General features: G+C 41.9%; 8 protein-coding genes and 2 rRNA genes (1 of these 10 only partly in view). 1 reads left to right on the top strand and 9 read right to left on the bottom strand.

Translation table 11 applies throughout. From position 1 onward, the window contains the following. Positions 1 to 2 precede the first annotated feature (2 nt). Positions 3 to 638: a redox-sensing transcriptional repressor Rex gene (locus MHH44_RS19390; RefSeq protein WP_008408482.1), complete on the bottom strand. Its 636-nt coding sequence runs from the start codon at positions 636 to 638 to the stop codon at positions 3 to 5. 245 nt (positions 639 to 883) lie between these two features. Here MHH44_RS19390 and MHH44_RS19395 point away from each other — a divergent pair, with 245 nt between their 5' ends. Further along, positions 884 to 2,824 (top strand): ABC-F family ATP-binding cassette domain-containing protein, encoded by a 1,941-nt coding sequence (locus tag MHH44_RS19395; protein ID WP_340799387.1) that lies wholly within the window; start codon positions 884 to 886, stop codon positions 2,822 to 2,824. Between the two features lie 575 nt (positions 2,825 to 3,399). Here the strand turns inward: MHH44_RS19395 and tsaD are convergent. The 8 genes from tsaD to MHH44_RS19435 form a co-directional block, all read right to left on the bottom strand. Next, a complete protein-coding gene (gene tsaD / locus MHH44_RS19400) occupies positions 3,400 to 4,413 on the bottom strand; it encodes a tRNA (adenosine(37)-N6)-threonylcarbamoyltransferase complex transferase subunit TsaD (RefSeq protein ID WP_014822546.1) in 1,014 nt (337 codons plus the stop codon). Beyond that, positions 4,413 to 4,856, bottom strand: a complete 444-nt coding sequence (gene rimI, locus MHH44_RS19405) for a ribosomal protein S18-alanine N-acetyltransferase (RefSeq protein ID WP_008408479.1) — start codon at positions 4,854 to 4,856, stop codon at positions 4,413 to 4,415. Before rimI ends, tsaD begins: the two co-directional genes overlap by 1 nt. Beyond that, positions 4,856 to 5,560: a tRNA (adenosine(37)-N6)-threonylcarbamoyltransferase complex dimerization subunit type 1 TsaB gene (gene tsaB / locus MHH44_RS19410; protein ID WP_008408478.1), complete on the bottom strand. Its 705-nt coding sequence runs from the start codon at positions 5,558 to 5,560 to the stop codon at positions 4,856 to 4,858. Before tsaB ends, rimI begins: the two co-directional genes overlap by 1 nt. Continuing rightward, on the bottom strand, positions 5,557 to 6,009 hold the full coding sequence (gene tsaE, locus MHH44_RS19415; RefSeq protein WP_008408477.1) for a tRNA (adenosine(37)-N6)-threonylcarbamoyltransferase complex ATPase subunit type 1 TsaE: 453 nt from the start codon (positions 6,007 to 6,009) through the stop codon (positions 5,557 to 5,559). Before tsaE ends, tsaB begins: the two co-directional genes overlap by 4 nt. 264 nt (positions 6,010 to 6,273) lie before the next feature. Further along, on the bottom strand, positions 6,274 to 6,612 hold the full coding sequence (locus tag MHH44_RS19420; protein WP_087618576.1) for a hypothetical protein: 339 nt from the start codon (positions 6,610 to 6,612) through the stop codon (positions 6,274 to 6,276). A 150-nt stretch (positions 6,613 to 6,762) separates the two neighbouring features. Next, positions 6,763 to 7,854, bottom strand: coding sequence for an NADH-dependent flavin oxidoreductase (locus MHH44_RS19425; protein WP_014822542.1), 1,092 nt, complete (start codon positions 7,852 to 7,854; stop codon positions 6,763 to 6,765). Between the two features lie 132 nt (positions 7,855 to 7,986). Further along, positions 7,987 to 8,102: ribosomal RNA gene (gene rrf, locus MHH44_RS19430) — 5S ribosomal RNA — on the bottom strand. A gap of 245 nt (positions 8,103 to 8,347) precedes the next feature. Continuing rightward, positions 8,348 to 10,914 (bottom strand): 23S ribosomal RNA (locus MHH44_RS19435); it runs 362 nt beyond the window's last position.

A 10,914-nucleotide genomic window follows, 5' to 3' on the forward strand; every position in this document is an offset into this window, starting at 1 on the left:
TGTTACTTACCTGAGTTTCGTACTAAATACGTAAGTGCCTGTAATTCTACCGATAGATCTATGTTCATCACTTTAATCGTGTCAGGAACAGATAATCGTACTGGTGTGAAATTTAATATACCTTTTGCATTTATTTTAACGAGTCGGTCTGTCATCATTTGTGCTGAGCGGGAAGAAACCGTTAATATTGCTAACTCCGCGCCAAATTCCTCATACATTTCCTCCAAACGATCTGGATGGAATACTGGAATATCACTTATCGTCGTTCCTTCCATCGGTGCTTTCGAATCAAATGCAACAACGATACGCGTGTTGTGATTTTTTTGGAAGTTATACTTTAGTAAGCCATTCCCCAGATTCCCGACTCCTATTAATGCAACATTCATTACCTCGTCCTGGTCTAAAGTTTGTCGGAAAAACTCCAGTAAGTACTGGACATCATATCCATACCCCTTTTTACCGAGTGCCCCAAAGTAAGAAAAGTCACGTCGAATCGTAGCAGAATCTATTTTCATCGCATCACTTAATTCCTGTGAAGAAATACGCTTTTTACCTTCAGTTGCGAAGTTTTTCAAAAATCGATAATAAAGAGGAAGTCTTTTTGTTGTTGCTTGTGGAATTTTTACTTCTTGTTTCACACATTCTCCTCCTATGTACATTTGGAAATCTTTTTCAAATAATGCCTCTGTATAACGTGTCGAGATGACCTGCTCGATTTGATCAAGTAGTTGTCGCCAAGCGATATGGCACGCTTAACATAAACTCCACTCTTTGTGCAGAAGCAAGTTAATCTTACTAAACAAGGAGCGACAAGTAAAGTATCCATCGTTGCGTACAATGTTCCCATCCATTAAACTAAATAGGAGAAACTGAGGTGTAAACAATGATTGTCTTACAAGTAAATCAATTATATAAATCCTTTATTACAGATGAAATATTAAGCGGTGTAAAATTAGAAGTTCAGCACCGTGATCGTGTGGCATTAGTAGGGCGAAACGGTGCCGGCAAGTCCACATTATTAAAAATAATTGCCGGACAAATGAGCTACGACTCTGGTGAAATTATTATTCCAAAAGATATTCAAGTCGGCTATTTGGAGCAGCATGCAGGTATCGACTCTGAACTTTCAATTTGGGACGAAATGATGACAATTTTCGCAAACTTGCAAAACCAGGAACAAACGCTGCGTCAACTTGAACAGCAAATGGCCGATCCTGCCATTTATGAAGATAGCGAACAATATGCACGTATCATGGCAGAGTATGACCAGTTGCAGCATGATTTCAAAGATGCAGGCGGTTATCAGTATGAAGCCGATACCCGTTCTGTTTTGCATGGTATGCAATTTTTCCCTGAAGATTATCAAAAGCCGATTCGTTCTCTATCCGGGGGACAACGGACACGACTGGCCCTCGCAAAGCTTCTTTTGTCAAAGCCCGACCTCCTTATTTTAGATGAGCCGACCAACCATCTTGATATTGAAACACTGTCATGGCTGGAAGGCTATTTAAAAGGTTATGATGGAGCTATTTTAATCGTCTCACATGACCGTTATTTCCTAGATCAGGTCGTGTCGATCGTTTATGAAGTATCCAGAACAAAAGTGTCGAAATATGCAGGGAACTACAGTGCTTATCTAGATGAAAAGGCGAAGAACTATGAACGTGATTTAAAAATGTATGAACGTCAAATGGATGAAAAAGCCAAGCTCGAAACGTTTATTCAAAAAAACCTTGCCCGGGCTTCAACTACAAAGATGGCACAGTCACGTCGCAAAGTGTTGGAAAAGACTAGTTGGATGGAATCTCCTGATGGCGATGAAAAAAGTGCCAACTTCGGCTTTACAATTGAGCGCCAAAGCGGAAATGATGTACTGTCGGTGGATGATTTAACAATTGGGTTCACGAACAAGGCGATTTCCGAAAATATTGGAATGCGTGCCTTTAGAGAAGACCGTATTGCACTTGTCGGTCCAAACGGTGTTGGGAAATCTACTTTATTGAAAACAATCGTTCAAGATATCGAGGCACTTGCCGGAGATATCCGTTACGGTACGAATGTGCAAATTGGCTACTATGACCAGGAACAGGCGAAACTTCATTCAAATAAACCTGTTCTTAATGAACTTTGGGATGAATGGCCGTTATTAAATGAAAAGGATATCCGCAACATCTTAGGCCGCTTCCTTTTTAGCGGGGATGATGTGTCAAAAACAGTGAGCTCCCTATCTGGTGGAGAAAAAGCACGTCTTGCACTTGCAAAATTAATGATGCAAAAATCAAATTTCCTAGTACTTGATGAGCCGACGAACCATTTAGACTTGGATAGTAAAGAAATATTGGAAAATGCTTTAATTGATTATCCTGGAACGTTGCTATTCGTTTCACATGACCGTTATTTCATTAATCGTATTGCCACTAAAGTTGTTGAACTATCAAGCACGGGTTCGTTCGAATATTTAGGTGACTATGATTATTATGTTGAAAAGAAAGAGGAACTTGAAGAATTAGCTGCAATGAAAGCAGCAGCCATTGAAAAAAATACTACTGAATCGACCGTTCAATCAAAGTCTACATCGATGATTGATAAGGACGCGAAAAAAAGAGAACGTCAAATTCGTCGTGCTATTGAAGATATTGAAAAGCAGATGGGGGCTTTAGATGAAAAAATCGCCGTCTTTGAAGAACAACTTTGTGATCCTGCCATTTTTTCAGATCATGAAAAGACATTATCGATTCAATCTGAGCTGAATGATTTGAAAGAACAGCATGAATCATTTGAAATGGAATGGCTTGAACTAAACGAAGAGCTCGAACAGCTATAATTTTGGAGTGTCCATCAACATATGGGCACTCTTTTTTTAGAGGCAGACGAAAAGCTTGTTTCTCCAAAAACTTATGTTTTGTATTGCTATTGTATAATATTAACCCTTTCTATCATCCAATCTACATAATAATCATATATATAGGTCAATACGCCAAATTTCAACAAATTTCTCCACAATTTTATTCACAATATAAATCTAGTAATATCAACATATCAACATAGTTTTCCACATTATCCACATTTAAAATCAAAGTTATGCACATTGCTGTGTGAAAAAGACACTACTATATATAGATAAGTCACATGTTACCCACAAGTTATTCACACTTTGTGTATAAGTACGCATGTTCGCAAGTTTTTTTGTGGGTATTTAACTTTATCTGTGGATAATTTTCAGAAAAGTTGAACAGTCAATAAAAACTTGTTATAAATGAGATTTATCCATCATAAATTACTAGATTCGACTTTTTTATATTATTGAAAGAAAACAAATTAAATAATTTTTTATTTTCTCTATAAAAAAAGCATGGTGAAAGGATATACTGCTACATCCTTTCACCATGCTTCTATACCCTATTTCCAGCTCATGAGCTCCATCCCAGGTCGCCCATTCATTGCTAAATTCCCACGAATCCCTGCTTCATACATTTCATACGCAGCTGCACCAATCATTGCAGCATTATCTGTACATAATTTTAAAGGTGGCACATAAAATGGAATACCTTCTTCTTTAAAGGCTTTTTCCAATGCTGTCCGTAATCCTTTATTCGCTGATACACCGCCAGCTGCAATTACTTGTTTTACCTGAAACTCACGTGCTGCTCGTACTGTTTTACCCGTCAATACTTCCACTACACTGTCTTGGAAGCCTTTTGCAACATGCTCGGCAATAATTTCTTCACCGCGCTGGTCCATATTGTGTTTATAGTTAATCACTGCAGATTTTAAGCCACTGAAACTAAAGTCGTATGAATCCTCCTCTAACCATACACGAGGGAAAGGCACGGCTTCTGTTGCTTCATGGGCAAGACGATCAATATGAGGACCACCTGGATATGGCATATTCAAGACACGGGCTACTTTGTCATATGCTTCACCTGCCGCATCATCACGCGTTTCACCAATAACTTCAAAAGAACCATGTTCACGCATTAGGACAAGCTCTGTATGTCCACCTGATACAACGAGTGCCAACAGCGGAAATTCCATTGGCTGTACTAGATTATTCGCATAAATATGCCCGGCAATATGATGTGTCCCGATCAATGGCAATCCGTGTACAAAAGCGAAAGCCTTAGCCGCATTAATACCGATTAACAATGCACCGACTAACCCCGGCCCTTCTGTTACGGCAACAGCGGTTAAATCTTTCGGTTCCATATTTGCCTGTTTTAATGCTTCTTCTAAAACAATTGTCATTTGTTCAACATGATGACGTGATGCGATTTCCGGGACAACCCCGCCAAAACGCTTATGACTCTCAATTTGCGATGATACTACATTCGAAATAATCTCCGTGCCATTTTTAATGATGGCCGCTGCTGTTTCATCACAACTTGTCTCAATTGCTAATATATAGTTATCCATTATAAATTCACCCACATTACTAACGCATCTTCCTGGTTATCCGTATAGTAGCCTTTACGAAGACCTCCGTCTAGGAAACCAAGTTTGCGATATAAATTTTGTGCAACAGTATTCGTTACACGTACTTCTAAACTCATGACATCCATATTAGCTTCTTTCGCTACTCGCATGGCTTCACGCATAAGTGTTTCACCAATGCCTTGACCACGTACAGACTTTACAACCGCTACATTTGTAATTTGTGCTGCATCAATAACAAGCCAAATTCCACAGAAGCCGATAATTTCACCTGTTTCGTCTTCAGCGACTAAATAATGTGCATACTGGTTTTCCGTCATTTCGTAATAAAACGAATCCAATGTCCATGGTGTAGGAAATGATGCGAGCTCAATTTTATGAACGGCCTGAACATCATCTATTGTCATTCTGCGATACCGTACCATTAAAGTTGCTCCTTTTTCTGTTCCTTTATCCAATTCGCTTCTGCTTCTGCAATACGGCGATATTGGGGAACAAAAGCATGAACAGCCTCAATTGTCGGTAATGGCATTTGTTGTGCCAAAGCAATTAATTCGGACGCACGCGGTAAATCCATCGTAAATGGAGCACGGATAGCGAAATCACCTAATACTTGCTGAATTTTTCCCATGTACAAATCGACATCTGTTCCGACAAAGAATATTGGCTGTTGTAATTGCTGAAGCTTCTGTAATAATCCGTCTATATGATCATGGTGATCTTCAATAATCGGTTCCATAGTATCTGCTTTATATATACCGGCATATACATTTTGACGACGGGCATCGATTATTGAACAGATTGCATAATTAGCAGTACGGGCATTCGCAGCCAATGCTTTCAAGCTTGATACGCCTACCAATGGTTTTTGCAGTGACCATGCCAAAGTTTTGGCAAGAGTGACACCAATACGCACTCCTGTATAAGAGCCGGGACCTTCAGAAACGGCAATTGCATCAATCTGTACCGGTGTAATGCCTGCCTTGTTCATTACTTCTTCAATTGCCGGCATGGCACCAACCGAATGTGTTAATTTTATATTTTGCACGACTTCTGCAATTACTTTATTATCTTGTACTATGGCGACAGAAAGCGGTGCATTTGCTGTCTCTATTCCTAACCAAATCATTTTAATAACTCCTTACAAAGACGAACATATTTTTCGCCTATCGGTTTCAATACAAATTTACGTTTCGTTTCGTCGATGCGTATAATTTCAATTGCTAAACGCTCTTCAGGCAAATCTTCCTGAATAAGATGTGCCCATTCCACAACTGTTACAGCATCCCCATAAAAAATTTCTTCCCAGCCTAAATCTTCATCGCTATCTTCCAGACGATATACATCCAGGTGATTAAGTGGAATACGTCCTACATATTGCTTCATAATCGTAAATGTCGGGCTATTGACCGTTCGTTTTACTCCAAGCCCTTTTGCAAAGCTCTGTGTAAATGTCGTTTTGCCCGCCCCTAAATCACCTTCAAGTGTAATCGTATATTGTGGCTCGACTAATTCTGCCAGTCTCATCGCAAGTGCTTGCGTTTCTTCCAGCGTATTTATATCTTTTTCAAATATCATTTGATTGCTTCCTTCCACAAAAAAATCCATTATCTCTAGTTTACTTGAACTGAGGCAATTGTTCAAAATGTATCACTTTTATATTGACCATACTCAATAACGTTAGTATAAAGTAGCTGCGAAAAAAAGAAAAACACTCATTTTTTCTGAGAAAAAGTGAATGTTCCTGAACTTCCCTTTATTTGATTTTCATTATCTGGAACAATAAGGATAGTTAAGAAGTATTATGAGAATACATACATTTAACCTCATTTGCTGTAATCACTAACGCTTTGATTTTCCTTTGCGTTCCACTATTTCTTTTTTTACCAATACATCATCCTCAAATTTTAGGCGATATCCTTTCGTCAGAAGAATTTCATCATTCCATTCATAAGTACCGTTATTAATTTGCTGACCGGCACCCCCGGAAATACGTACTACGTCTAAATAAGACATCCCTTCTTTTACTTCTTTATACTCTTCTTCATTCATGTATTTTTGCCATACGTATGTATTGCTTTCTTCTATCTCTAAAACTTCATCATGACAAGCTGTTATTAGCATTGTCAGCAACATAACGAGACAAATAGATAGGAAGACATAAAAACCCTTTTTATTCATTTGTATCCCCCTCAATTATCCTTATAAAACCATTCCCGAAATTAAGTGGTTCAAACATTACTAAAATGAAAAGGAGAATACGAACGTATTCGCATCCTCCTTATTTAAATAAACTTAAATTCTTGTATTCATCAACTAGCCTTTATTAACTTATATACCGGGAATCCAACCTGGTCTTGACAGTATTTTCTCCATTAAAGGACCTGGAATTACAGTATCGATTTTCTTATCATAAGCTGTTACTACACTTTCCCCATTCTGTACCTTTTCCACCCAATGAGGTTCAATTAATAAGGCACGACCAAGTGCTACTAAATCTGCTCCTAACTGTAATGCCTGATCTGCTTCTTCACGAGTATAAATTGATCCTACACCAATTAATGGTTTACGGCCATTTAACAAGCTGTGAATTACAGAAATACGATTTTGTTGGCCGTTTTTATAACGATGTGTTTCAGATTTAAAATCTCCAAGTGAAATATGCAAATATGTTAGCGCTGTTTTCGCTAATTCGTCTACTAATCTTACTGTATCATCCATCGTAATACCATCTTCTTCAGGCTCTTCCGGGCTGAAACGGTAACCGACAATAAATTTTTCATCAGCATATTTGTTTTTTACTTTAATTACTTCCTCTACAACTTCCAATGGGAAACGCAATCTATTTTCAAATGTTCCCCCGTATTCATCTGTTCTTTTATTTGTAAACGCAGAGAAATACTGTTGAATTAAATACGTATTTGCACCATGGATTTCAACGCCGTCAAAACCTGCTTCAACAGCTCTTCTTGTTGCTTCAGCATATGCTTTAACCATTTCTTTTGTTTCTTCAAGAGTTAATGCACGTGCTTCTTTTTTCTCAATTGTAACAGCTGTACTTGCACTAACAACATCTCCATTTGGTACTAAATGTTGTAGTGATTGTCGGCCTCCATGATGAATTTGTAAAACCGCTTTAGCACCGCCTTGTTGAATAGCCTGTGCAATTCTTCGCAAGCTTGGAATATAGCGATCTTCATGAGCGGCGATTTGTCCTGGGAATGCTTTTCCGTTTGCTGCAACATATGCGCATGCTGTAATGATCATTCCTGCTCCTTCAGCACGTTCTTTATAATATGTGATTTCCTCATCGGAAACTGTATCATCTTCATTTGCAGAGTAAGTTGTCATAGGTGCCATTACTAAACGATTACGTAACTCAACCTGTTCATTCAATTTAAACTTTTCAAAAAGTGCTTTCATTACAATTCCTCCCTTTTGCTATGTATGTACTTTAACGAAACTGCATTTTATTTTCAAGTTAGAGCTCCTCATAAATTTAAATGAGGTTTTTAAAACAAAAAAAACCACTGATTCCTCAGTGGTTTTGCGTGTGCGAAGCGACGTCCTACTCTCACAGGGGGAAGCCCCCAACTACCATCGGCGCTAAAGAGCTTAACTTCCGTGTTCGGTATGGGAACGGGTGTGACCTCTTTGCCATCATCACTTCACTTGCACATGGATGTGCTGGCGTCTACGTTACCACAGGACGTGGTGCTTTTAGTAGACGTTCCTTAATTCGGCTTCCAATTCACGGCGCTATCCTTCGTCAACTTCCCTCGTTCTTTCAGTCACGTACTTAAGTACGCTCCTTCAATCACTCAGTCGTTTCCTCGACTAGCTTGTGTCTTGAAACCCTTAGAAAGATCATTCTTTCAAAACTGGATAAACGTTTCATTGAATTGAGCAATAAAATGTGGTTAAGTCCTCGACCGATTAGTATTCGTCAGCTGCATGCGTCACCGCACTTCCACCTCGAACCTATCTACCTGATCGTCTTTCAGGGGTCTTACTTACTTGCGTAATGGGAAATCTCATCTTGAGGGGGGCTTCATGCTTAGATGCTTTCAGCACTTATCCCGTCCATACATAGCTACCCAGCGATGCCTTTGGCAAGACAACTGGTACACCAGCGGTATGTCCATCCCGGTCCTCTCGTACTAAGGACAGCTCCTCTCAAATTTCCTACGCCCACGACGGATAGGGACCGAACTGTCTCACGACGTTCTGAACCCAGCTCGCGTACCGCTTTAATGGGCGAACAGCCCAACCCTTGGGACCGACTACAGCCCCAGGATGCGATGAGCCGACATCGAGGTGCCAAACCTCCCCGTCGATGTGGACTCTTGGGGGAGATAAGCCTGTTATCCCCGGGGTAGCTTTTATCCGTTGAGCGATGGCCCTTCCATGCGGAACCACCGGATCACTAAGCCCGTCTTTCGACCCTGCTCGACTTGTAGGTCTCGCAGTCAAGCTCCCTTATGCCTTTACACTCTACGAATGATTTCCAACCATTCTGAGGGAACCTTTGGGCGCCTCCGTTACTCTTTAGGAGGCGACCGCCCCAGTCAAACTGTCCGCCTGACACTGTCTCCTACCCCGCTAAGGGGCATGGGTTAGAAGTTCAATACAACCAGGGTAGTATCCCACCGACGCCTCCTTCGAAGCTGGCGCTCCGAGATCTCTGGCTCCTACCTATCCTGTACAAGTTGTACCAAAATTCAATATCAGGCTACAGTAAAGCTCCACGGGGTCTTTCCGTCCTGTCGCGGGTAACCTGCATCTTCACAGGTACTATAATTTCACCGAGTCTCTCGTTGAGACAGTGCCCAGATCGTTACGCCTTTCGTGCGGGTCGGAACTTACCCGACAAGGAATTTCGCTACCTTAGGACCGTTATAGTTACGGCCGCCGTTTACTGGGGCTTCAATTCACAGCTTCGCTTGCGCTAACCGCTCCTCTTAACCTTCCAGCACCGGGCAGGCGTCAGCCCCTATACGTCACCTTACGGTTTTGCAGAGACCTGTGTTTTTGCTAAACAGTCGCCTGGGCCTATTCACTGCGGCTTCTCTAGGCTATGCACCCAAAGAAGCACCCCTTCTCCCGAAGTTACGGGGTCATTTTGCCGAGTTCCTTAACGAGAGTTCTCTCGCACACCTTAGGATTCTCTCCTCGACTACCTGTGTCGGTTTGCGGTACGGGCACCTCTCACCTCGATAGAGGCTTTTCTTGGCAGTGTGAAATCAGGAACTTCGCTCATACGAGCTCGTCATCACAGCTCAACGTTATAGTATGCGGATTTGCCTACATACACGCCTTACTGCTTGAACACGCGCAACCAACGGCGTGCTTACCCTATCCTACTGCGTCCCCCCATTTCTCAAACGGTGAGGAGGTGGTACAGGAATATCAACCTGTTGTCCATCGCCTACGCCTATCGGCCTCGGCTTAGGTCCCGACTAACCCTGAGCGGACGAGCCTTCCTCAGGAAACCTTAGTCATACGGTGCATGGGATTCTCACCCATGTTTCGCTACTCATACCGGCATTCTCACTTCTAACCGCTCCACCAGTCCTTCCGGTCTGACTTCAACGCTGTTAGAACGCTCTCCTACCACGCATACTCAAAGTATGCATCCACAGCTTCGGTGAATCGTTTAGCCCCGATACATTTTCGGCGCAGCGTCACTCGACCAGTGAGCTATTACGCACTCTTTAAATGATGGCTGCTTCTAAGCCAACATCCTGGTTGTCTAAGCAACGCCACATCCTTTTCCACTTAACGATTACTTGGGGACCTTAGCTGGTGGTCTGGGCTGTTTCCCTCTTGACTACGGATCTTATCACTCGCAGTCTGACTCCCGTGTATAAATATCCGGCATTCGGAGTTTGTCTGAATTCGGTAAAGCGAGATGCCCCCCTAGTCCAAACAGTGCTCTACCTCCGGTATTCTCAATCACGAGGCTAGCCCTAAAGCTATTTCGGAGAGAACCAGCTATCTCCAGGTTCGATTGGAATTTCTCCGCTACCCACACCTCATCCCCGCACTTTTCAACGTGCGTGGGTTCGGGCCTCCAGTGAGTGTTACCTCACCTTCACCCTGGACATGGGTAGATCACCTGGTTTCGGGTCTACGACCACGTACTAATTCGCCCTATTCAGACTCGCTTTCGCTGCGGCTCCGTCTTCTCAACTTAACCTCGCACGTAATCGTAACTCGCCGGTTCATTCTACAAAAGGCACGCTATCACCCATTAACGGGCTCTAACTACTTGTAGGCACACGGTTTCAGGATCTATTTCACTCCCCTTCCGGGGTGCTTTTCACCTTTCCCTCACGGTACTGGTTCACTATCGGTCACTAGGTAGTATTTAGCCTTGGGAGATGGTCCTCCCGGATTCCGACGGAATTTCACGTGTTCCGCCGTACTCAGGATCCACTCTGGAGGGAATGAACTTTTGACTACAGGGCTTTTACCTTGTTT

Origin of the sequence: Solibacillus sp. FSL K6-1126 (genome assembly GCF_038003445.1) — a bacterium.
GTDB classification, from domain to species: domain Bacteria; phylum Bacillota; class Bacilli; order Bacillales_A; family Planococcaceae; genus Solibacillus; species Solibacillus silvestris.